This is a genomic window from Bacillus oleivorans (assembly GCF_900207585.1).
GTDB classification, from domain to species: Bacteria; Bacillota; Bacilli; order Bacillales; family JC228; genus Bacillus_BF; species Bacillus_BF oleivorans.
On record NZ_OAOP01000009.1, the window covers coordinates 109,654 to 133,455 of the forward strand.

The following is a 23,802-nucleotide window of genomic DNA, read 5'->3' on the forward strand; positions in this document are numbered from 1 at the left end:
TAATTTGAGATACTTAATTTAGAGGTATTTATCAAAGCAGGTAATCCTTTAATTAAAAGACCATCCTAAAATTGATTAAAGAATAGGAGGATCATGATGCAAAAAACAGCAGGTATTCATCACATTACGGCCATGGTAAATGATGCCCAAAGAAATATAGATTTTTATGCAGGTGTACTTGGATTAAGACTCGTGAAAAAAACAATCAATTTTGATCGGCCAGAAGTTTATCATCTTTATTTTGGAAATGAATCAGGCACTCCAGGTACCGTGATCACTTTTTTTCCATGGACGAATCAGTTAAAAGGGAGAATAGGAACAGGGCAGGTTGGTGTAACCCGATACAGAATACCAACAGGTTCGTTGGACTTTTGGAAAAAAAGATTAAAAAAATTTGGTGTAACATATAGCTCGTCCGTTTCCTTTGGCGAAACCTATTTCCAATTCGAAGATCCAGATGGTCTTCTAATTGAACTGGTTGAACGAGACGGAGGTCCGGTCAATCATTGGAACTTCAATGGAGTGGGAGCGGAATATGCCATTAAGGGCTTCGATGGAGCGGTTCTATTTTCAGCTCAACCTCATAAAACAACAAACATGCTTGAAAATGTAATGGGATTAGAGTGTATTGGACAGGACAATGAACTGTTAAGATTCAAATCTGAAGGAGACCTTGGCAATACAATTGATATTAAGCTTACTCCTTCAGTTCGGGGATTAATGGGTGCAGGAACGGTTCACCATATTGCCTGGAGAGCCAAAGACGATGAGGACCATCTTAAGTGGAGAGAACTTGTTCAAGGAAAGGGATATGATCCGACTGAGGTTCGTGACCGAAACTACTTTAAGGCTCTTTATTTCCGTGAAGAGGGCGGTATCCTCTTTGAAATAGCAACTGATCCGCCAGGCTTTGCTGTGGATGAGTCATCTGATAAGCTTGGAACCCAGCTTATGTTACCTTCCTGGTTAGAACCGAAGAGAGAAGAGCTTGAAAAAAAATTACCGCCGGTTGAGGTACGTGAAGTAAGTAAAAGTGAATTTTAACATTTTCTAACTATTTTCATGAAAAAGTTATCGAAATATTTTTAATGACACTTCCCGGCCGATGTAGTATATTGACGGATATACCCCCTGGGGGGATATTAATTTAACCGAGGAAGTGAACTGTCATGTCTGCGACGGAATCAATTCATGACAAAACAGCTAAACAAAAAGTAATGGTAATCCTTTCACTAGCAGTCCCAGCGATGATTGAAAATATTTTACAGACAGTCGTAGGATTTGTTGATACTTTATTTGTAGCAAGACTTGGTTTGAATGAAGTGACAGCAGTGGGAATTGCCAACACCATTATAGCTGTCTATATGGCTATATTTTTGGCAATTGGTGTAGGAGCATCCTCTCTTATTGCCAGGAGTATCGGTGCAGGTGATTTGGCAAAGGCTAAAGGTTATGCCAAACAATCAACATGGATTTCTATCGTAATTGGAATTATATTTGGAATCATTTCTTATTTTTTTGCTGAACCGTTGCTTACATTGATGGGTGCAGAGCCTGAAGTTTTGAAAGACGGAGTGATTTATTTTCGGATTGTAGCAGTACCTTCCATTTTTATTTCGCTTATGCTGATTTTTGGAAGTATTTTAAGGGCTGCAGGGGACACCAAAACTCCTATGAAAGTAAGCTTGTGGATTAACTTTATTCACATTGGATTAGATTATGTATTAATTTTTGGTATGTTTGGATTTAACGGATTAGGAGTAGCAGGGGCTGCCTGGGCTACTGTAATCGTAAGAATTATAGGGACAATCGCTCTCTATAGATCCATTCAAAAATCAAAGGTCAATTTTTCAGTTTTTAAAATCACTATAATTTCAAAGAACCCATTGACAGCATCTATAATAAAATTAGCTATACCAACTGCTGCAGAACGATTAATTATGCGTTTAGGGCAAGTACTTTACTTTGGTTTGATTGTACGAATAGGAACAGAAACCTATGCTGCCCATACAATTGCCGGTAATATCGAAATGTTTTCTTATATGCCAGGCTATGGTTTAGCTGTTGCAGCCACAACTTTAGTAGGTCAAAGCATAGGAGCGAGACACCACCTGGATGCTTACAAGTATGGGATTCTGACTTCAGGAATCGGTATTCTCATCATGTCAGTAGGAGGGGTTCTTTTATTTCTCCTTTCCCCATGGATGGCCACTTGGTTTACGACGGAACCAACTGCTATTGATATGGTTGTAACAGCACTAAGAATCGATGCTTTCGCTCAGCCTGCATTAGCGGTGGGGTTGATATTAGCTGGTGCCTTGCAAGGCATTGGCGATACCAAAAGTCCTATGTACAGCACAGCTATCGGTATGTGGGTGATTCGGATAGTTGGTGTATATATTCTGGGGATCCAGCTTGGAATGGGGATTGCCGGAGTCTGGTTATCGATTGCCATTGATTTGTTTGTACGGGCTATTTTCTTGTTATTTAGATTTAAAGCATATTTTAAAGAAAGATCATTTGACCCCCCGATTGAAAAGGACGCATAAAACAAAACCCCATGCATGGTTACGCATGGGGTTATTTCATACCTTTCGGGTTTGGCGAAAATACAGGATTACGATCCCTATGGCAATTGAAGCTAATAAGAAGATTAGACTAGAAGAAAACCCGCTAAAAAGGGAAAGATTACTTTCCTGAACAGCCGTTGATTTTTTGACCTCTGCTGTTGCGGCCACTTCCATCGGTTCTAATTCATAAGAAGCAATCACAGTACCGTCTTTTCCAGTCACTTCTAAGGTCCCTTCCTTGTTAACCTCCATATTAACTTGTTCATTTATAGGATAGGTATAAAATAATGTATCGGCTGTCTTAAATTCCTCGCCGTCTGCATCAAATGTATTCCCTTTTGCAATACTTGCGGTGGCAAAATTATTGAAGCCGAAGTCTAATAAGCTAACGGTGTCTTGATAAGCGATAGCCTCTGAACTGCTTTTGAGCGTTACAACTATTAAGTCTAATTGATTGTTTTCAGCTGTTGTAGCTAATGTGAAACCGGATTGATCCACATAACCGTTTTTTCCTCCGGTTACTTCTTCGTACGGAATTTCGCCCTTCACCAATTTATGATGCGAATAGAGAGTCGTAACCCAAGACTCACCTTGCCATTCCAATTGTTTAGTTCCGAAAATTTCTCTAAACCCTTCATTATTCATGGCATATTGGGTAATTTTAGCTAGATCTTCTGCGGTTGTTACATGGTCTTGCTCATAGAGTCCATGCGGATTTTCAAAGTTGGTGTTTTCGACCCCAATTACATTTTTTAAGTACTTATTGAGGTCGGAAGCAAATTGCTCGACACTTCCGCTTAAATGCTCCGCAATCGCAACGCCTGCATCATTCCCGGAATTAATTAAAAGCCCTTGCAGGAGCTTTTTTAATGTAACTTTTTCCCCTTCTTCCAGGTAAACCCTTGTTCCATCGACATCTCTGGCATGGCTGCTAACCGTTACTATATCATCCAGATTACCAGTTTCAATGGCATAAATGGCCGTCGCAATTTTAGTCAGACTTGCAGGATACATTTGAGCATCTGCGTTTTTTTCAAAGAGGATCCTACCAGAGTCGGCTTCTAAAATAATAGCCGCTTCACTCGTAATAGTGGGAGGAGCAGGATCCGTTATCCCGTAAGCTGTCGAAGCTATTATTGTATTTATAAAAAGGAAAGATGTAATTGTTAAAATTAATCTGTTCATTTATATCACCAGAATTTCAATGTCTTTTATTTCTGTATACGAAACAACATATATTACTATACCTTATTAAAACTAGTTTTCAATAAAGTATTTTTTCCATGCCTGCTAATTAAAAATTTTATTAGGAAAAAACTATTCTACTCCTATTGTAAATCAAAATAGGAATAAATCCGCTAGAAATGAACTAGATGTAATTATACCTTAATTTTTTTAAAGAGTTTGTTTTATTCTACCTAACAAGATACTTGATTTTCAGTCATAAAAAAACCTCTTTTAATGTAAGAGGTTCTTCTTGTATATAAGAATTAAATATGGACTTAATACACAATTAATTTCCCGACCATCCCATTTTCTTTATGTCCTGGGACTGAACAATAAAATTCATATGTTCCTTTCGCCACGGGGATGAAATTTATTTGACTCTCACTATTAGCTTTTGCGTGAAGGTGAATATCTGCATCAGATTGGTGTGAGGAATGATGAATAGAATCTGAGTTGTACTGAATCGGGATAGACTCAATTTGTAAATCATGCTCAATATCGTCACTGTTCACTAAAACAAAAGAAACTTGTTGCCCTTCTTTTATTTTTAAAGTGGAGGGGGTATATACAAAACTCTGTTTCTTAACTGATATAGATAATGTATTAACTTGACCTGTTGAATCGTTTCTATCTTTCTGGAGGGATAAATGATGACCTGAATATGTATAGTTTAAGGAACTACCAAATGATAGGTAAAGTACAAACACACACAGGAAACTAATAGGCCGTAAAAACCATTTTTTATTTGGTATATAAATATTAACTTTCTCATCTTTACGTAGGATAAAGAATAATCCGATAGAAGAAATGCTTAGAGTCAAAAATATTTTAGTCATTAAGACGGATTGATCTAAAAAAATCATTTCACCTAACATTGCCCCCATCATTCCGCCCATAATCCCAGACATCAGTGCCTCTATACCCGATAGCACACCCATTGTAATTCCAAAAGATATCCCTATGAGTAAACCAATTAACAAGGAAAGAGACGTTGAAACAAATAAATTCCCCTGGTAAACAGACCCCGCTGCTAAGCCTGCAGTTATCCCTATGCTCATTCCAGAAAACATGGATATCATCATCGCAGACATTTTGGTCAAAGACTTCTTACCGATATACCCCAGTATTGTATTTATTACAATGACCCCAATTAAAGATAGAATCGTAAACAAATGGAATGGGCTCATGGTTGTCCCTCCTTTATCTGCTAAAGAATATGTTATGAAAAGGCAAACCATTCCAAAAAAAAATCAAATATTTACTGAAAAATTTAAAGATTATATATTTACAAAAGATTCAAAACATAATAGTATATTTAATAAATGAAATATACGATAGAGGGGTATTGTATATTAAACAAAGGAGAGGGTATGAATGGCAAAAGGACAACGTATTTTATTTTTAGGCGTTTATGGAATGGAAGTTGTAGAGTGTGGTGGAGCTTTAGCGAAAAATGCAGAAAGTGGCGGGGAATCATTTGCAGCTATAATGCTTTGCAGACCGACAAGCCAACCGCAAGTTAAAAAAGCAGCAGAAATTCTAGGTGTAAATGTTTCATTTCTCAATTTTCAATCAGGAACCGTAGATCTTAGTGTTGAGTCCAAGAAAAAATTGATAAAAGTTATTAGAGAAGTAAAGCCAGATATCATTATTACCCAGGATCCAGACCATTCATTCCATGACTTGGACCCTGATAGAAGACCTGCAATGACGCTACTCTTGGAATCTATTGCACTAGCAAGCAGAGATTTTGCATTAGAGGAAATGCCAGGTTTAGAACCACATCCGATTCCAACTATCTACTATATGACGCCTCACCATCCAAATACAGTCGTTGATATTTCTCAAGTATGGGAAAAGAAAGAAAAAGCAATGGATGCTTTAGAAAGCCAAATGGAATTTAGCGGAATACATTTTGAACATATGCTCGATCCTCACGCTGCGGAACTGCTAACCCCAGGATTTTCGGAACTCAATTCCTATGAAAAAGGGAGAGCCATCCATAGAGTGTTAGATAGGGCTGTTCATGTTTACCATGGTCTGGCTACACACGGACATTTTGCATTTGCGGAGGCTTATCGAAGAGAAGGGAATTTTCATTTACAAGAGTTAATTAAATAAGGAAGGCGGGGAGTCAGATGAAAAAATATCTTGTTAGTTTTGTCCTAGTTATAATGCTGGTTTTGACTTGTTTTTCAAGTATTTATGCAGAAGTCCAAACGGAGTCGTTAACCATTGGTATTACACAAGATGAAAATGCCCTGAATCCTTATACATATGTTACAGGGTATCCCGGTTTGGATTTAGTTAATTTACTTTATGATAACCTCTTTGTATTAGATGAAAATAACATCCCACAGCCATGGTTAGTAAAAGAGTACTCTGTTAGTAAAGATGGACTCACCTATGAGTTTACTTTGCATGAGAATATCAAGTGGCATGATGGAGAAGCCTTAACGGCCTATGATGTCAAATTTACGATTGATTATTTTATTGTGCACCCGAAATCAAGATTTACGAACCCGCTTCAAAGTATCGCCTCAGTTGAAGTTCAAGATGACACAAGCTTTACCTTAGTATTGTCTCAGGCTGATCCTAACTTCATGATTCAACCTCTAGCTGATCTTCCAATCCTTCCTGAACATATCTGGACTAATGTAACAGATCCCGATAATGAAACAAATGCAGTCGGCAGCGGTCCTTACCAATTAGTCGAACATAGTTCGGGTCAATATTATAAAATGGCTGCTCATAAAGACTATTTTATGGGAGAACCGCCAATCGGAGAAATTGTTTTCCCGATTATTGAAGATACGACAGCGATGTTTACGGCCCTTCAAGCAGGAGAAATTGACGCGATATCAACAAGTATTGCACCTGAGCTTGTTAACCAGTTTGAGTCCAATCCTGCTTTAAAGGTAGTAAGAGGAGCGGGTTATAGTACAACTTTATTTCAGATTAACGCGGAAAAGTATCCAATGTCTGAAACGGCATTCAGAAAAGCAATCGACTACGCAATTGATAAGCAGAATTTAGTTGACACTCTTTTACTTGGTTATGCAGAGTTAGGAAGCCCTGGATTTATTCATCCATCATCACTTTATTATAACGATGAGCTCACCCCCGTATTTGATCCGGACCAAGCAGAACAGCTATTAGAAGAGGCAGGGTTTACAGATACGGATGGCGATGGATTTAGAGAGGACCAAAATGGAGAGCAAATCAGTCTAACGACACTCGTCTATTCAAATAATCCTATACGAATTAGAGCGGCTGAGTTAATCTCAGAATCATTAAATAATATTGGTATTAGAAATACCGTTCAAGCCATGGATGCTACGACGGTTGACTCCCTTATGTGGCCAGAATTTGATGTTAGTAAAGGAAGAGATTATGATCTGGGGCTTTGGGGCTGGTCTAATACAATGCAGCTTTTCCCAGACAGAATGATCGAGCTGTTCCATTCTGACCCAAGTATTGGATCCGTTAATATTGGCGGTTACAGTAATCCTGAATTTGATCAATTATCCGAACAATTACAGTCAACATTAGATGAAGAAGAACGGACTAGTATTATAAAAGAAATGCAAGCATTTATTGCTGAAGAGGCTCCATTTATTACCCTTTATTATCAAGAAATTGTAAATGCCTATAATCCAGAGGTCTATGATGGATACGTGTTCCAGACAGGAAAAGGAATCATTAACAAACTATCATTTGTACCCGGAGAAAAAGTAGAAGCGCCTGCAACAGAACAAAATAACAGTACAAATGATGAATCATCTGCTGGTACAACCGGTGATGCAGAAAGTGAAACCGAATCAGCTTCTTCTGGTTCAGCCAATACTACTATTTTTCTAGTTGGCGGTTTGATTGCAGCAGTGGCTGTTGGCTTTATTTTTATAAAAAGGAAATCTAAGAAGAATAACGATTCTGATGATTTTGGTTTTTAACAGAAATATTGTATCCAGTAAAATCCCTATTTTACTGGACCTTTTCTTTTTTCACTGGAAATGACGATTAATTTATAGGAGGTGTACCAGTGAGGAAATTCGTTTTAGGGAAATTTGTACAGTATGCCATTGTACTTTTCTTAATGCTTACCTTGAATTTTCTCTTGCCAAGATTGATGCCGGGGAGTCCGCTCGTATACCTGGCGGGTGAAGATGTTGGATTTATGTCAAGTGCTGAAAAACAAGCGATTCTAGATGAACATGGGTTGAATGATCCGATTTGGTTACAATATTTAACGTATGTAAAGAATATCTTTACAGGTAATTTTGGTTTTTCTTATCAGCAAAAACAGCCGATTTCTGAACTTCTGATTGAGCGACTGCCATGGACACTGTTATTAACAGGGCTTGGCTTAATCCTTTCTACAATTATTGGCGTAATTTTTGGAGCCGTGTCGGCATGGAAAAGAGGAACTAAAACAGATGCAAATCTATTGACTGCCTTTATGTTTTTAAGTTCAATGCCATCATTTTGGATTGGGATGATTCTAGTTTCTATTTTTTCTGCTCAATTGGGCTGGTTTCCTGTTTTTGGAGCTGAAAGCGCCTGGTCCAACTTAACCGGCTTGGAACGATTTTTGGATGTTTCAAGACATTTAGCACTGCCTTTAACTACTTTAGTCTTAATTTCGGTAACCAATACGTTTATGATTATGCGTTACTCTATGTTAAACGTATTAGGAGAAGACTATATTATGATGGCGAAGGCAAAAGGAGTAAAAGATAAAGTCATTAAGTATAAACATGCGATGAGGAATGCCCTTTTGCCTGTTTCAACTGTATTTATGCTTAGTCTTGGTTTTACTTTAGGAGGAGCAACTGTGATTGAAACCGTGTTTGCTTATCCTGGGGTAGGGCGTTTAATGTATGAATCAGTATTGAGCAGGGATTATCCTCTGATTCAAGCTACGTTTTTGATTATCACATTTGGAGTGGTGTTAGCAAACCTTTTAGCAGACTTAATCTATCCATTCTTGGATCCAAAGGTGGGAAAAAATAATGGATAAGCAAAAATGGAAACAGTATTGGAATATATTAACCTCTAACAACTTGGGTTTATTTGGACTTGGGATTTTAGTTGTTTTTGTTCTTATAGCAATCTTCGCACCTCTTATTGCTCCATATGATCCTGCTGAAAGAGTAGGACAGCCATTTATGAAACCAAATGGAGATTTTTTATTAGGAACTAATGATGTAGGACAGGACATATTAAGTGAGCTAATTTACGGTACAAGAGTTTCCCTGTTAATAGGAGTCATTGCCGCCTTTATTTCTATTGTAATAGGCTGTTTCATTGGAATTATTGCGGGTTATTATGGCGGAAAAATCGATTCCTTATTAATGAGATTAGTAGATTTAGTACTTGTTATTCCTTTTTTACCGTTAATGATTCTCTTAGCTGCATTTGTGGGGCCAAGCTTTTGGAATATAATTCTGGTCATTAGTTTGACTTCTTGGGCTAGTCCGGCAAGAGTAGTACGTTCCCAAGTACTAACTCTTAAAACCAGCGGCTATGTAGAAGCAGCCAAATCAATCGGAACGGATGTAAAAGAAATTTTATTAAAGCATATACTACCGGGTGTTTTTCCGATTCTCCTGTCACAGTTTATCTTAGCCGCCAGCAGTGCTATCTTAGTCGAAGCATCATTAAGCTTTTTAGGTTTAGGTGATCCCTTCACTAAAAGCTGGGGAACGATCCTTTATTATGCACAAGCAAGAGGTGCATTTTTAACAGATGCATGGGTATGGTGGATATTACCACCAGGAATCCTGTTAACTGCACTGGTAATCGCCTTTGCTTTTACCGGATATTCGTTAGAGGAGATTTTAAATCCGCGTTTAAGAAAGGAGCGTTAACGAGTGGGGACTTTACTCTCTGTAGAAAATCTTTCTACATATTTTAAAACAGAGAAGGGGATTTCAAAAGCGGTTGAAAATGTTTCATTTCATGTAAACGAGGGGGAAATGCTGGGACTAATAGGAGAGTCTGGCTGCGGAAAAACCACAGTAGCACAATCAATTTTAAGATTAATTGAGTATCCGGGAAAAGTTGTTTCAGGAAGTGTTTACTTAGCAGGAAGAGAAATCTTAAAAGCATCGGAAGCAGAGATGAGAAAGCTCAGGTGGAAAGAGATATCAGTCATCCCCCAAAGTGCAATGAATGCACTAAATCCGATTTATACGATTGGTGATCAAATCATAGAAGCCATTCTGCTTCACGAAGACGTTACTAAAAAAGAAGCATTAAAACGAACGAAAGAATTGTTAGAGATGGTAGGAATCGATGGTGACCGGTGGAAGAGCTATCCTCATGAATTTAGCGGCGGGATGAAGCAAAGGGTAGCTATTGCGATGGCGCTTGCCTGTAAGCCAAAATTGATTATTTCTGATGAATCGACCACAGGGTTAGATGTATTAACCCAAGCGCAAATAATTGCACTGTTAAAGGATTTGCAAAAGAAAATGAATTTATCGGTTATTCTGATTTCGCATGATTTGCCTATGGTAACGGCTATATGCGACCGGATCGCTATTATGTATGCAGGTAAAATTGTGGAGTGGGCAAGTACAGAACAGCTATTAAAAGAAGCTAATCATCCATATTCTAAGGCATTACTTAATGCGACACCTGACCTAAATAATTTAGATCACGAGGTTACTTCCATTCCGGGAATGGTACCTAGCTTGGTCAATCCTCCACTAGGATGTCGGTTTCAGTCAAGATGCTCTCTTGCATTAGAGCGATGCAGTCAGGAATCTCCTAAATTGATGGAAATAAAACCAAGACATTTTTCAGCCTGTTTTTTAGGGGGAGGAAATAATGGATAATTCAGTACTAGTTAGGATAAAGGGTTTAAATAAACGTTTTATTAAAAAATCCGGTCCGTTTTTTAATAGAAAGACTCAGGAGGTCTATGCAGTCAATAATTTAAATCTTGAGATAAAACGTGGTGAGATTTTAGGGATTATTGGGGAAAGCGGCTGCGGAAAAACAACAACTGCAAGGATCATGATGAGATTAATGAAGGAATCGAGTGGAGAAATTTGGTTTGATAACGCAGATTTATGTAAGCTTTCTGAATCACAAACTAAAAAAATAAGAAAGAAAATGCAAATGATCTTTCAGGATCCTTACGATACGTTAAATCCAGGAATGAGAATCGTCGACATTCTAATGGAACCTTTAAATGCTCATGAAAAGGAGCTCTCCCATCAGAAGAAATTTGAAAAGGTAAAGCAAGCGATTGAGTCTATCGATCTAAAACCCGCAGAGGATTTTATCTATCGCTATCCGCACCAATTAAGCGGAGGGCAAAGGCAAAGAATTGCGATTGCAAGGGCGATTATTTTAAAACCTTTATTTATTGCAGCTGATGAACCTACTTCTATGTTAGACGTCTCTGTCCGTGCAGGAATTTTGAATCTTTTAAAAGATCTAAAGAAAAAAATGGGATTAACAATGATGTTTATTACCCATGATTTATCAACTGCAAGTTATATGTGTGATCGGATTGCTGTTATGTATCAAGGCAAAATTGTGGAGGTGGGGCCAACCAAAAAAATTATACAGGCACCGACCCATCCTTATACAAAAGCGTTGGTATCCGTAGTGAAAGACTTAAATTACTTCATTGCGAATAAAGAATATATAATTTTAGATGGTGAAGTAGACTCGACCAGGGAAATAGTGGGATGTCCTTTCGTAGCGAGATGCCCGCATCGTGAAAGTCAGTGTCATACGATTGAACCTAGGCTGGAGAATTTAGAACAGGGTCATTTTGTATCTTGTCATTGCCATCATCAAATTATTGAGAAAACCTCTTAGCATAGCTTATGTCGGTAAGAGATTAAAAAGGAAATTATTTTTTTGAAAAAAATGGGTAAAAAACATTTGACATACCCATATGGGGTATATTAAGATGATTACAAGGAGGTGCTGTAATGGCGATAAACCTTGAACATGAAGAAACGGTAAATGCTGTTGACTGCTGTTCCCCAGGTACAGAAAGAAAAAGTCATCATTCAGATAAAGTAAAAAGTAATTTAACTTCCAGATTAAATAGAATCGAGGGACAAATCCGCGGAATTAAAGGGCTTATTGAAAGAGATACGTATTGCGATGATGTAATTACGCAAATAGCTGCGACTCAATCAGCCTTAAACAGTGTGGCTAAAATTTTATTAGAGGGCCATTTAAAAACATGTGTGCTGGAGAGAATCCAGGACGGGGACGATGAGGTCCTAGATGAGGTACTGGTTACCATCCAAAAATTGATGAAAAAATAATAGGAGATGACCAAAATGGAAAAAGTAATATTGAATGTGGCAGGAATGTCATGTGGACATTGTGTAAAAACAATTGAAGGAAGTGTCGGCAAACTTTCAGGTGTAAAAGATGTGAAGGTTGCATTAGATGAAGGAACCGTTGCAGTAGAATATAACCCTGAAGAAGTTAAACTGGATGCCATCAAAGAAACCATTGATGAAGAAGGTTATGAAGTCCAATAATAGTGGAAAGCGTGCTGTTAGGAGCACGATTTCTTTTTCAGAAAAATATACCCCATATAGGTATAGGGAGGCATTGAAATGAGTGAAAAAGCTCAGGAAATAAACTTTCAAGTAACAGGCATGACTTGTGCAGCGTGTGCGAACAGAATTGAGAAGGGGCTAAACAAACTTGATGGAGTTGAAGCTGCCAATGTCAATTTAGCTTTAGAAAAAGCTACGATTAAATATAATCCAGAAATCACACAGGCGGATGCGTTTGAGAAAAAAATTCAGGATTTGGGTTATGGGGTAGTAACGGAAAAGGTTGAGTTTGACCTGATGGGTATGACTTGTGCGGCTTGTGCGACCCGAATTGAAAAAGGATTGAAAAAATTAGAGGGTGTTCAAACCGCTACAGTGAACTTAGCCTTAGAAACTGGAACTGTCGAGTATAATCCGTCACAGGTCAGTGTCCAAGATATGATCGAAAAAGTAAAAAATATAGGCTATGAAGCAAAGTTAAAGCAGGATCAAGAGGAAACCGCTGATCATCGTGCAAAAGAAATTGAAAAGCAAAAAGGGAAGTTCATTTTTTCCCTGATTCTTTCTCTCCCTTTATTATGGGCGATGGTTGGACACTTTGAGTTTACGTCCTTTATCTATCTGCCGGAAATGTTTATGAATCCATGGGTTCAGCTGGCATTGGCAACTCCTGTGCAGTTTGTGATCGGGAAGCAATTTTATGTAGGTGCTTATAAAGCCCTGCGCAATAAAAGTGCCAATATGGATGTATTAGTGGCGCTTGGAACTTCAGCTGCCTATTTTTACAGTGTGTATAAGGCAATCGAATCGATTGGGACAGACGCTCATATGGTCGAGCTTTACTTTGAAACAAGTGCGATTTTGATTACCTTAATCATTTTAGGTAAGCTGTTTGAAGCCAGGGCAAAAGGGCGTTCTTCTGAAGCAATTAAGAAGTTAATGGGACTTCAGGCAAAGACAGCGACTGTGTTGCGAAATGGAGTGGAACTAGAGGTTCCGCTTGAAGAAGTCACAGCAGGGGATATCATCTATATTAAACCGGGTGAGAAGGTGCCGGTTGACGGGGAAATCATCGAAGGAAACTCCGCGTTAGATGAATCCATGATTACCGGAGAGAGTGTCCCAGTCGATAAAACGGTTGGAGATATCGTTATTGGTGCAACTATTAATAAAAATGGATTTTTAAAAGTGAAAGCAACGAAAGTAGGAAAAGATACGGCTCTAGCGCAAATTATCAAGGTAGTAGAAGAAGCGCAAGGATCGAAAGCGCCGATTCAACGATTGGCAGACCAAATTTCAGGTATTTTTGTGCCGATTGTAGTCGGAATTGCGGTTATCACATTCTTAATCTGGTTCATCTGGGTGAGCCCTGGTGAATTCGCCGAGGCACTTGAAAAATTAATTGCTGTATTGGTAATAGCTTGTCCGTGTGCCCTTGGGCTGGCCACTCCAACTTCCATAATGGCCGGATCTGGCCGGGCAGCTGAATTTGGGGTCTTATTTAAAGGCGGAGAACATTTAGAAATGACCCATAAGATTACAACTGTCGTGCTTGATAAAACCGGTACAGTGACAAACGGGAAGCCAGTATTAACAGATGTTGTGGTAAATGAAAGTATCGATGAAGAAGCATTTTTGAGTCTAGTTGGATCTGCTGAAAAACAATCGGAGCATCCTCTTGCAAATGCAATTGTAGAGGGAATTAAGGAACGCAACATTGCGCTTGCAAATGCTGATCAGTTTGAAGCAATTCCGGGATATGGGATCAAAGCAGTAGTTCAAGGCCGTGCAATATTAATTGGAACAAGAAAACTGTTGAATCAATTTAATATTTCTTTTGAATCTAACGAAATGGAAGGCTTTGAAGAAAGTGGAAAAACCGCCATGCTTGTCGCAATTGATGGCAAATATAGAGGACTTGTTGCGGTTGCAGATACAATTAAGGATACATCCAAGCAAGCTATTAAACGCTTAAAGGAAGCAGGCATTGAAGTTATTATGATGACCGGGGATAACAAACGTACCGCACAAGCAATTGCGGATGAAGTCGGAATCGATCAAGCCATTGCTGAAGTGCTGCCAGAAGGTAAAGCAGAAGAAGTGAAAAAGCTTCAGCAGCAAGGCAAACGTGTTGCTATGGTTGGCGATGGAATCAATGATGCACCGGCTCTAGCGATGGCTGATATTGGGATGGCGATTGGAACTGGAACAGACGTAGCTATGGAAGCTGCTGATATAACCCTTATGCGCGGTGATTTAAACAGCATTGCAGATGCGATTTTAATGAGTCACAAAACCATCCGAAATATTAAGCAAAATCTGTTCTGGGCACTTGCTTATAATACGTTAGGCATCCCAATTGCCGCTGCCGGATTCCTTGCTCCTTGGTTAGCGGGAGCTGCAATGGCCTTTAGTTCAGTTTCAGTTGTGTTAAATGCCCTTCGTTTACAAAGAGTTAAATTAAATCAAAAAACGATCTCATGAGGAAAGGGTCGATAACTATGAAAAAATGGGCTTTAGCGGCTTTTCTCTATTTGCTGCTTGTCATGGGCGGATATGCGATTTATGATGGATTCTTTGCGGAAGAAGACGTCAATAATGAAGAACATGGCGAAAATCACCAAAACTAACCTCTAGAAACCACTGCTCGGCATCCTAAGTGGTGCCGAGTCAATTTTGTGCAAACATAAATTTTTAATAAAGTAAGGATGGGAGAGGAATGACAACCAATAAAATAAAAATTGCCGTTAATGGCGGAATTGGCTTTGGCGCGAAATTAACACCAAAGCAGCTTTTGACGATTGCAAAATATATGGATGAAGCAGATGAGTTAGAGTTAACTACCTTCCAGCAGCTTTATCTGGAAGTACCCGAAAATAATTTGGATGCGATAAAAGAAGAATTTACTAAGGTTGACCTCCACTGCTACCCAGTTGGAAATTATGTTAAAAGTTTACGGACCTGTAATTTCTGTAAAGGGGAATTAGAAGAAGGAATGCCAGTTGCTAAGGAGTTAAATACTCGGATTGCCGGTAAACCTGTCCCTTTCACCTTAAAGCCAGCCTACACGGGTTGTCCGATTGGCTGTGGTGAGCCGATGGTGAACGATATCGGTGTGATGAAGATCAGAGACTCATTTAATGTATATGTGGGCGGGAAAGCTAAGGGGAAGGAGGCACGGGTTGGAGAGCTTTTGTATGAGTCCCTTACACCTGAACAACTATACAGTGTCGTCGATCAAATAATTGATATATACGGAGAAAACGGAAAAAAAAGAGAAGATTTTCCGAGGTTTATAAATCGTTTTGGAGTAGAATCCCTTAAAGAGCAGATTAGTTTCTAACTAATAGAAATGAATGATAGGATGAAGGCAATAAGGAAATTAAAAAATCATTACAATTTAAAAAAATAGAAGGAAAAGGTAGGCATTTTCATTAGTTTTCTCATATAATAATAGTAATAGTATTTTTTCAAAAAATTATGTCTATTATGGAGGGGATAGTCGTGGCATATGTTATTACAGCTCCTTGTATCGATGAGAAAGCAGGGGAATGCGTAGAGGTTTGCCCAGTGGATTGTATTGAACCAGGGGATGATCAATTTTATATTGACCCTGAAATTTGCATAGAATGTGGTGCGTGTGAATCGGTTTGTCCGGTTTCAGCCATTTTCCATGAAGACGATTTATTGGATGAGGATCTGCCTTACTTAGAAAAAGCCCGTAAATTTTTTGGCAGAGATTAAAAGTTTAATAGTTTAATAAGCTTTATAGCCTAACAGTAATGCCTGTTTCTGATGTACAGCTCATCAAAAGCAGGCTTTTAAATTTTCCTTCAAAAGCAAAATAATTTTAAATATAGCAGGATCAGCGTAAACTGTTTGTAGAGGGGAAATGAGAGGAAATTTTTTATGGGACATGTATACAGTGATGTCATTCAGTATCGGGGAACTCACTATGATTTTGGATATAGACAAGGTCAGTTATTAAAAGATTCCCTTATAATACCTAATCGTCAAAAACAATGGAGTTCAAGAAGAGAACGTCACTTCACCGTCAATGTATCAGAGGTAAAACAGGCAATTCTGCAGGTGGCCCCTAAAATTTGGGATGAGCTTCACGGTTTGGCTGATGCCCTGCAATGGAGTACTGAGGATACAGTCCGTGAGTTTGGCGGGTATTATCTTGAGTACGGCCGCAGCGGCTGCTCGATTTTTACAGGGGCTGACTATATGATTCGAAATTATGATAATCACCCCCTTTCTTATGAAGGACGTTACGTGCTTTATCAGCCGACCGACCAAGGGTATGCTTTGGTGGGTCCATCTATGCAAATTACAGGACGAACGGATGGAATCAATGAAAAAGGATTGGCCATGGGCTATAACTTTGTCAACCGAAGAAACACGGACGATGGATTTGTTTGTAATATGATTGGACGGCTCATTTTAGAGACGTGTGCGAACGTAGAGGAGGCTGTAGCTCTTTTAAAGGAAATTCCGCACCGCCATACGTTTAGCTATGTATTACTAGATAAAAATGAAGAAACTTATGTGGTGGAAGCCTCTCCAAGAGCTGTAGAGATTCGTAAGTCTAACTTTTGTACCAATCATTTTGAAAAATTAACCGAGGAAAACCGCTACCGTCTTGACGATTCAATTCGTAGGCAGCAGGCTATTCAGGACCAGCAACATCATGCAACTGATCCTTACCATGCCTTTCGGATGTTAAATGATGCCGCTAAGCACGTGTTTTCAAAAAAATACGCAGCTTCTGCTGGAACCTTGCATACAACAGCATACTTCCCTAAAGATTTAAAAACATGGATTGCGTTAGGCGGGGATCGGATGCCGCTTATCTTTGATTTTAAACAGTGGCTGCAAGGAGACAATACACATGCCAAGCGAATCAAGGGGGAGTTAGAGACAGATCTGCCGTTTGTACAGATGACCCTCATTTAAATTTGAAACAGTTGGTGATATGTAATCATCTTTGAAAAATTATTGCAATATGCAAATAAATGAAGTATAACTAAAGTAGAGGTGAGAAACAATGGAAGAAAATCTTCGTGAATTATTTCAAATCATGACACGCCGTTTTGGGTTTTTGAATAAAAATTGCTGCAGTACAGGCGGCTATGAAATTTCCCTGATCCAAAGTCATATTTTATATGAAATTGACCGTCAGCATAAACCATCTATGCAGCAAATTGCTGAAATATTAGGAACCGACATTACAACATTTAGTCGCCAGGTTCAATCGCTGGTTAAAATGAATTTGGTCAAAAAAACACCAGACCCAGATGACCGCAGGGTTCATATCCTTTCTTTAACAACAGAAGGTAAATATATAGCGACAGTCATTCACGAACAAATGAATGCTTATTTAAAAGAGGTCTTTTCTCATATGAATGAATTTGAAAGGGAAACTGTTATTCGGTCCATTAAGTTGCTTAATGAAGCGATGGGGAAATCGAATATGTGCTGTGCCCTAATTTTGGGGTAATATCCCCCTTGTTTATACTTGCAAAATGCAAGTTATATAAACAGAAAGATATAGTTACATCAAAAAAATAATAAATACTTGCGAATTACAAATAAAAAGGAGAATAAACATGTTTACTGATATCTTACGAAGCTTTCTATCCATTGCTTTAGAACTGACGGTTCTTTTTATTGGAATCTCTTTTCTCGTGAGCCTGCTTCAGGGGCTAATCCCTTATGAAAAGCTTAACAAATATTTATCTGGAAAGAACACATTTACTGGAGCACTGGCAGCCATTGCATTTGCATTTATTACGCCATTTTGTTCTTGTTCGACGATTCCGGTAGTGGTGAATCTTTTACATAAAAATGTTCGTTTTGGAATTGTGATGATCTTTTTATTTGCATCGCCTGTTCTAGATCCAACCATTATTACATTAATGACCGCGTTATTAGGTGTGAAAGTCGCAATCGCCTATACACTCATAACGTCAATTTTATCAGTCATTATCGGTTTAACACTTGAAAAACTTGGGTTTGAAACGGCAGTAAAAAAAGTAAAAATGACTGGCTTTAATGAGCAGCAAGTAAATTTCAACATTAAAGGTGCCCTTAAAGAAACCATTGATTTAATGAAAACAGTGTATCCTTATCTTCTTATCGGTGCAGCGATTGGCTCTGTTATATACGGAGCAGTTCCAACCGAATGGATTGTCACCTATTTTGGTGAAGATAAATGGTGGCTTGTACCGATAGCAGCTGTGATTGGAATTCCTTTGTATATTCGTTTATCAACTATGATTCCTTTATCTCAAATTTTAATTGCAAAAGGGATGGCGTTTCCTCCCATGATGGCCCTAATGATTGGGGCAACGGGTGCCAGTTTGCCGGAATTAGCCCTATTAAACTCGATATTTAAGAAAAAACTTGTTTCAGCATTTGTTGTATCGGTCGTATGTATGGCTTCGATTTCAGGATTTCTCTTTTATTTCATTTAAAGGAGGTGAGAAAAGATGGCTTGGTTTAAGAAAAACAAAGATGATTCATGCTGTGACATTCAAATTGAAGAAGTTACAGATGAAGAGCAAGAAGCTTGTTGCTAAGGAAATTAAATAGTATAAAAATCACCTCTTTAGATATTTTTTCTCAAGAGGTGATTTTTTTTGAATATCAATTTGGAAGCATTTATCTTGATTTCGAGATATGTAAAGAAGTAGAATGAAGGTGTCTTAAAAAAGTCATATTAAAGAAGAAAAAATTAGGAGGAGAACGAACATGGGCAGATTTGATGATAAAGTAATCGTAATTACAGGGGCAGCTGGCGGTATCGGTAAAGCAGTTGCAAAAAAAGTAACAAGTGAAGGAGCAAAAGTTGCATTAGTAGATTTAAATCTCGATGCTGTTCAAAATGTTATCAGTGAATTAGGTTTAGATGATTCAAGAGCGATTGCCCTTCAGGCTGACGTTTCCCAAGAAGATCAGGTTAAAGCCTATGTAGATGTAACTGTTGATAAATTTGGAAAAATCGACGGTTTCTTAAACAATGCAGGAGTTGAAGGGAAAACTGCTAATGTAGAAGAGTATCCTACCGATGTATTTGAGTTTGTCTTTAACGTGAATGTTAAAGGTGCATACTTTGGCTTGAAATATATGGTACCTGTTATGAAAAAGCAAGGATATGGAAGTATAGTAAATACTGCTTCTTTAGCAGGGTTAATGGGATCACCAGGGATGATTGCTTATAACTCATCGAAACACGCTGTTATTGGGATGACCAGAGTAGTAGCAACAGAAGTGGCAAAGTTAGGTATTCGCGTAAACGCTGTAGCGCCTGGTGTAATCAATACCCGTATGATGAGACAAATTGAAGAGAATACGGCTCCCGGTGCAGCAGAAGCAGCTCAAAAAGCTTATAACAATGCTGTTCCAATGGGAAGATACGGTGAACCAGAAGAAGTTGCTAATGTCACAAGCTTCTTATTATCAGATGAAGCTTCCTATGTAACGCAATCTATCTATACTGTTGATGGCGGTTTAATCATGCAATAATAAAGAGAAAAGCATCAGGAAAATTTCCTGGTGCTTTTTTTTGAGACATTTTGAAGATTTACTTCCAGAAAAATATGGTTAATTCTCATCGATTGTAAATACTTTTACATGGGTATTGATACCAGCTGGGCCCACTTATTAAATGTCTTTTGGATGAGTAATGAGAGATGGTAATTCTTTAATGATACAAAATGATCCGGAACAAGTAGGATAGTCATAGAAACCAGCTACTAAGGAAAGCTTTATTTCTTGGTAGCTGGTTTATTAATCGCGTACTGACTTTTAGTAAGTCACTATAAAAAAATAATTAAAATATCTTTAAATCGAAGGAATTTAGTTGTACAATGAGTTGTAGCCTCTTTGTAATGATGATTCAATTCCATAGCAAAATAGGAGAAAGCACCAGAGGAGGATTATAATGCAGAAGAATCAAGAAAATAAAAATTCACCTTTTGAAATTGGGATATATACATTGGCAGATATTGGACCAGACCCATTGACAGGACAAACAATCAGTGCAAAACAGCGACTGGATGAAGTGGTGGAGGCGGCTAAGCTTGCTGATGAAGCAGGTTTAGATGTATTTGGGGTCGGGGAACATCACCGGCTTGACTATGCGGTCTCGACTCCACCCGTTGTGTTGGCAGCTATTTCACAAGTGACGAAAAAGATAAAATTAACAAGTACGACAACCGTTTTAAGCACGGTTGATCCGGTGAGGCTGTTTGAGGACTTTGCAACATTAGATCTTCTCTCAAACGGCCGGGCAGAAGTGATCGCTGGGCGCGGTGCTTTTATTGAATCTTTCCCTTTATTTGGCTACGAACTAAACGACTATGATGCGTTATTTGAAGAGAATACTAACCTTTTTCTTAAATTGAATCAAGAAGAAATGGTAACGTGGAAAGGTCATTTTCGCCCAAGTTTAAGAAATGCTGAGATCGCCCCTCGTCCGCTTCAGAAGCAAATTCCATTTTGGATCGGTGTGGGCGGAACCCCTGAAAGTGCTGCAAGAGCAGGCCGATATGGAGTGGGCTTAGCACTTGCAATATTAGGCGGTGATCCAATGCGTTTTAAACCGCTCGTTGACGTTTATCGCCAAACTGCCAGGGAAGTGGGCCATAGTCTTGATACACTTAAAGTTGGAGTTACAGGCCACGCCTATATTGCTGAGACAAATGAGCAGGCAAAGGAAGATTTTTATCCTTACTATTCAAACTACTGGAATTACGTGAATAAACAGCGTGGCATGGCTTCTCATATGACACGCGATAACTTTGAGTATTTAGCAAGTCCAGAAACCGCTTTGTTTGTAGGCAGTCCTGAGCAAATTATAGAAAAAGTGCTGCACCAGCATGAGCTGTTTGGCCATCAGCGTTTCTTGGCACAAATGGATATAGGCGGATTACCATTTTCAAAGATTGCGAAAGGAATTGAACTGCTAGCAACAAAAGTAGCCCCTGTATTACGTCGGGAACTATGTAAATAAGACTTCAGCATTCAATCCCTGAAGAAGCTAGTGAAGAAATATTCCGGAAAAGTCTTAGGCAGAGATTTATTCCGGTTTTTTTATGTACTCCAATGGGGATTTTTTCCGATTGAATTCTTTTAAAAAATTCCATTATTTGATAGATAAACTTTTTCATGGACTGGTGCTAATATGGTGTAAGCATTCCTAAATGTTTTTTACATTATATCTAAGAAGGGGAAATGAGATGAAAAAGTTTAGTCTATTATTATTAGGCTTTTTATTTATAATGGCTTTAGCTGCTTGCGGGGCGGACAAGTCTTTAGACAAGTCTGAAGTTTTAAGTAAATCCGTTGAAGCAACTAAGTCGCTTGAAAGCTATTCAGTTGAAATGAATATGGACATCGATATGATGGACATGAAGTCAAACTTAACAGCAACAGGAGATATCACTCATAATCCAGATGCTATGTATCTCAACCTGAACATGGGAATGCCAGGAATGAGCATGGATATGGAAATGTACCTGCAAGATGAAGAAGCGTACATGAGCATGTTTGGCGAATGGATGAAAATGGACGCTGCTGAAATGGGAATAAGCGATTTTGATCAGCTTAACCAAGAAGAAATGGAAAAATTGACCCAATTTACGGAGCAATTTGAAATGACAGAAGAAGAGAATGCGTATGTTTTAAAACTGTCAGGCAATGATGAGTCATACAAGGTATTAATTGAGGATCTGGTTATGTCATCAATGGGTGATTTCTCTGGAGATCCTTATATGGAAGAAATGATAGAATCTATCAAAATTAATAAGTTAGACTTAGAAATTCGAATCGACAAGGAAACATTCTTCCAAACTGCTCAAACCTTTGATGTTGAGCTTGAAATGGTTGAGGAAGGGACTACTACACCTATTAAATTGAAGGGAGATTTTACTACTTCAAATTTAAATAAGGTGGAACCAATCGAGATACCGGCGGAAGTAAAAGAGAATGCTGTGGCAGAGGAAGAAATGGATCCATTTGCTGAAGGTATGAGTGTAGAAGAAATTCAGGAATTAGTCACTTATACAGTACCACAACCTGCAGAGCTTCCAGAAGGCTATGTCTATACTGAAGGCTATTACGATGAAACGATGGACAGTGTGATGTTAAGCTATGACAAAGATCCGGAAAACTGGGTAATGGTAACGGTTTATCCTACTGAGGTTATGAGCTTAGCAGATATGGAAGGGGAACCAGTTACCGTTCACGGTACTGATGGGATTTATTATGAGATGGATGGTTACTTCAGTGTTAGCTGGGAACAAGACGGTCTGTTAATCGAATTAGCCGGAGTGGGAACTGAGCTAACAAAAGAACAATTGATCGAGATTGCAGAGAGTGTACAATAGAATCAAATTTTAAGGCACACCTAGATAAACTAGGTGTGTTTTTTTGTTTAAGTTTGTACTGAGTTCTGTTAAACATAGTGTAAAAATGAGATTACTTTGAAAAATGATTACTTTAACCAAAAAGAGAGACAATAATCCATATATGTGCGATACCAAGGAGGTTTATATATGGATAAGGAGATGAATTACGGACAGGATTATAAATTCATTCCTGCAACATCAGTGGGAAGTGGTGTTGGCATTCAAGTATTACCTGATTTATATTGCTATACGAATCAAATTGTAAATATTGTTTTTGCTGGTGACCCAGAAACTGGCGAATTTGTTTTAGTCGATGCGGGGATGCCCCATGCAGCTGAAGAAATTATTTCAGAGACTGAGGAACGTTTTGGCAGAAACAGCCGGCCAAAAGCGATTATATTAACACATGGCCATTTTGATCACGTTGGATCCATTATTGAGTTGGTGGACCATTGGGATATTCCTGTATATGCTCATGAATTAGAATTTCCTTACTTAACAGGGGAAAAGAGCTATCCTGCACCAGATTCATCTGTTGAAGGGGGTATGGTCGCGAAAATGTCTCCGCTGTTTCCTAATGAACCGATAAACATAGGCAAACATCTTGAAAAACTGCCAGCAGATGGAACAGTCCCTTATTTGGCTGATTTCTGCTGGATCCATACTCCCGGCCATACACCTGGTCATGTTTCATTCTTTAGGGAGAAAGACAGGGTTATAATAGCGGGTGATGCCTTTGTAACCGTTAAGCAGGATGTTCTTTATAAAGTCATTACGCAAGAACTGGAAATCAGCGGTCCTCCCCGTTATTTTACGCCTGATTGGAAATCTGCCAAGGAGTCAGTGGTGAAAATTGAGCAATTAAAACCAGAAGTTGCGATTACTGGACATGGCCAGCCATTGTCAGGTGAACTGTTGTCTCAAAGCTTAGCAGAATTGGCTCGGGATTTTGATACGATTGCTCTTCCTCGCTACGGGAAGTATGTTGATAAAGAGATACATTAAATAGAATAAACAACCTTTCCATTGTTAATGGATGGGTTTATT

The 23,802-nt window shown here is 38.6% G+C and carries 23 protein-coding genes; 21 read left to right on the top strand and 2 right to left on the bottom strand.

Annotated elements, in window-relative coordinates; all coding sequences use genetic code 11:
- The first annotated feature begins 93 nt into the window (after positions 1 to 93).
- Together CRO56_RS17675 and CRO56_RS17680 are read left to right on the top strand one after the other, a co-directional pair.
- On the top strand, positions 94 to 1,044 hold the full coding sequence (locus CRO56_RS17675) for a ring-cleaving dioxygenase (RefSeq protein ID WP_097159951.1): 951 nt from the start codon (positions 94 to 96) through the stop codon (positions 1,042 to 1,044).
- A gap of 125 nt (positions 1,045 to 1,169) precedes the next feature.
- Positions 1,170 to 2,549 (top strand): MATE family efflux transporter, encoded by a 1,380-nt coding sequence (locus tag CRO56_RS17680; RefSeq protein ID WP_142305222.1) that lies wholly within the window; start codon positions 1,170 to 1,172, stop codon positions 2,547 to 2,549.
- 36 nt (positions 2,550 to 2,585) lie between these two features.
- On the opposite strand, the gene CRO56_RS17685 is transcribed toward CRO56_RS17680, so the two are convergent.
- Positions 2,586 to 3,755, bottom strand: a complete 1,170-nt coding sequence (locus CRO56_RS17685) for a D-alanyl-D-alanine carboxypeptidase family protein (RefSeq protein ID WP_097159952.1) — start codon at positions 3,753 to 3,755, stop codon at positions 2,586 to 2,588.
- Positions 3,756 to 4,072: 317 nt separating this feature from the next.
- Positions 4,073 to 4,984: a plastocyanin/azurin family copper-binding protein gene (locus CRO56_RS17690; protein ID WP_179714340.1), complete on the bottom strand. Its 912-nt coding sequence runs from the start codon at positions 4,982 to 4,984 to the stop codon at positions 4,073 to 4,075.
- Positions 4,985 to 5,171: 187 nt separating this feature from the next.
- On the opposite strand from CRO56_RS17690, the gene CRO56_RS17695 reads away from it, so the two are divergent.
- From CRO56_RS17695 to CRO56_RS17780, 19 genes are all read left to right on the top strand, one after another.
- Positions 5,172 to 5,918 carry a PIG-L deacetylase family protein gene (locus tag CRO56_RS17695; RefSeq protein ID WP_097159954.1) on the top strand — a complete coding sequence of 249 codons (747 nt, stop codon included), beginning with the start codon at positions 5,172 to 5,174 and terminating at the stop codon, positions 5,916 to 5,918.
- Positions 5,919 to 5,935: 17 nt separating this feature from the next.
- Positions 5,936 to 7,750 (top strand): ABC transporter substrate-binding protein, encoded by a 1,815-nt coding sequence (locus CRO56_RS17700; protein ID WP_097159955.1) that lies wholly within the window; start codon positions 5,936 to 5,938, stop codon positions 7,748 to 7,750.
- A gap of 89 nt (positions 7,751 to 7,839) precedes the next feature.
- Complete coding sequence (locus CRO56_RS17705; protein ID WP_097159956.1) at positions 7,840 to 8,817, top strand: ABC transporter permease; 978 nt, start codon at positions 7,840 to 7,842, stop codon at positions 8,815 to 8,817.
- Positions 8,810 to 9,667, top strand: a complete 858-nt coding sequence (locus tag CRO56_RS17710; RefSeq protein ID WP_097159957.1) for an ABC transporter permease — start codon at positions 8,810 to 8,812, stop codon at positions 9,665 to 9,667. Before CRO56_RS17705 ends, CRO56_RS17710 begins: the two co-directional genes overlap by 8 nt.
- A gap of 3 nt (positions 9,668 to 9,670) precedes the next feature.
- Positions 9,671 to 10,639: an ABC transporter ATP-binding protein gene (locus CRO56_RS17715; RefSeq protein ID WP_097159958.1), complete on the top strand. Its 969-nt coding sequence runs from the start codon at positions 9,671 to 9,673 to the stop codon at positions 10,637 to 10,639.
- The gene (locus tag CRO56_RS17720; RefSeq protein ID WP_097159959.1) at positions 10,632 to 11,636 is read left to right on the top strand and encodes an oligopeptide/dipeptide ABC transporter ATP-binding protein; all 1,005 of its coding nucleotides are present in this window, start codon (positions 10,632 to 10,634) and stop codon (positions 11,634 to 11,636) included. The genes CRO56_RS17715 and CRO56_RS17720 overlap by 8 nt, the downstream gene beginning before the upstream one ends.
- A gap of 116 nt (positions 11,637 to 11,752) precedes the next feature.
- On the top strand, positions 11,753 to 12,097 hold the full coding sequence (locus CRO56_RS17725) for a metal-sensitive transcriptional regulator (protein WP_097159960.1): 345 nt from the start codon (positions 11,753 to 11,755) through the stop codon (positions 12,095 to 12,097).
- 15 nt (positions 12,098 to 12,112) lie between these two features.
- Positions 12,113 to 12,319 (top strand): copper chaperone CopZ, encoded by a 207-nt coding sequence (copZ, locus tag CRO56_RS17730; protein WP_097159961.1) that lies wholly within the window; start codon positions 12,113 to 12,115, stop codon positions 12,317 to 12,319.
- A gap of 78 nt (positions 12,320 to 12,397) precedes the next feature.
- The gene (locus CRO56_RS17735) at positions 12,398 to 14,824 is read left to right on the top strand and encodes a heavy metal translocating P-type ATPase (protein WP_097159962.1); all 2,427 of its coding nucleotides are present in this window, start codon (positions 12,398 to 12,400) and stop codon (positions 14,822 to 14,824) included.
- A gap of 17 nt (positions 14,825 to 14,841) precedes the next feature.
- On the top strand, positions 14,842 to 14,970 hold the full coding sequence (locus CRO56_RS23445; protein ID WP_281257331.1) for a hypothetical protein: 129 nt from the start codon (positions 14,842 to 14,844) through the stop codon (positions 14,968 to 14,970).
- Between the two features lie 89 nt (positions 14,971 to 15,059).
- Positions 15,060 to 15,683 (top strand): NAD(P)/FAD-dependent oxidoreductase, encoded by a 624-nt coding sequence (locus tag CRO56_RS17740; protein WP_097159963.1) that lies wholly within the window; start codon positions 15,060 to 15,062, stop codon positions 15,681 to 15,683.
- A gap of 161 nt (positions 15,684 to 15,844) precedes the next feature.
- Entirely contained in the window at positions 15,845 to 16,084 is a 240-nt protein-coding gene (locus CRO56_RS17745) for a ferredoxin family protein (protein ID WP_097159964.1), read from the top strand.
- Positions 16,085 to 16,249: 165 nt separating this feature from the next.
- Positions 16,250 to 17,299 (top strand): C45 family autoproteolytic acyltransferase/hydrolase, encoded by a 1,050-nt coding sequence (locus CRO56_RS17750; protein WP_097159965.1) that lies wholly within the window; start codon positions 16,250 to 16,252, stop codon positions 17,297 to 17,299.
- Between the two features lie 91 nt (positions 17,300 to 17,390).
- Positions 17,391 to 17,843: a MarR family winged helix-turn-helix transcriptional regulator gene (locus tag CRO56_RS17755; protein ID WP_097159966.1), complete on the top strand. Its 453-nt coding sequence runs from the start codon at positions 17,391 to 17,393 to the stop codon at positions 17,841 to 17,843.
- A 109-nt stretch (positions 17,844 to 17,952) separates the two neighbouring features.
- A complete protein-coding gene (locus CRO56_RS17760; RefSeq protein WP_097159967.1) occupies positions 17,953 to 18,819 on the top strand; it encodes a permease in 867 nt (288 codons plus the stop codon).
- 277 nt (positions 18,820 to 19,096) lie between these two features.
- A complete protein-coding gene (locus tag CRO56_RS17765) occupies positions 19,097 to 19,870 on the top strand; it encodes an SDR family NAD(P)-dependent oxidoreductase (protein WP_097159968.1) in 774 nt (257 codons plus the stop codon).
- A 418-nt stretch (positions 19,871 to 20,288) separates the two neighbouring features.
- The gene (locus CRO56_RS17770; protein ID WP_097159969.1) at positions 20,289 to 21,359 is read left to right on the top strand and encodes an LLM class flavin-dependent oxidoreductase; all 1,071 of its coding nucleotides are present in this window, start codon (positions 20,289 to 20,291) and stop codon (positions 21,357 to 21,359) included.
- Between the two features lie 226 nt (positions 21,360 to 21,585).
- Positions 21,586 to 22,734, top strand: coding sequence for a DUF4367 domain-containing protein (locus tag CRO56_RS17775; protein WP_179714341.1), 1,149 nt, complete (start codon positions 21,586 to 21,588; stop codon positions 22,732 to 22,734).
- 168 nt (positions 22,735 to 22,902) lie between these two features.
- Complete coding sequence (locus CRO56_RS17780) at positions 22,903 to 23,760, top strand: MBL fold metallo-hydrolase (protein ID WP_097159971.1); 858 nt, start codon at positions 22,903 to 22,905, stop codon at positions 23,758 to 23,760.
- The last annotated feature ends 42 nt before the right edge of the window (positions 23,761 to 23,802 follow it).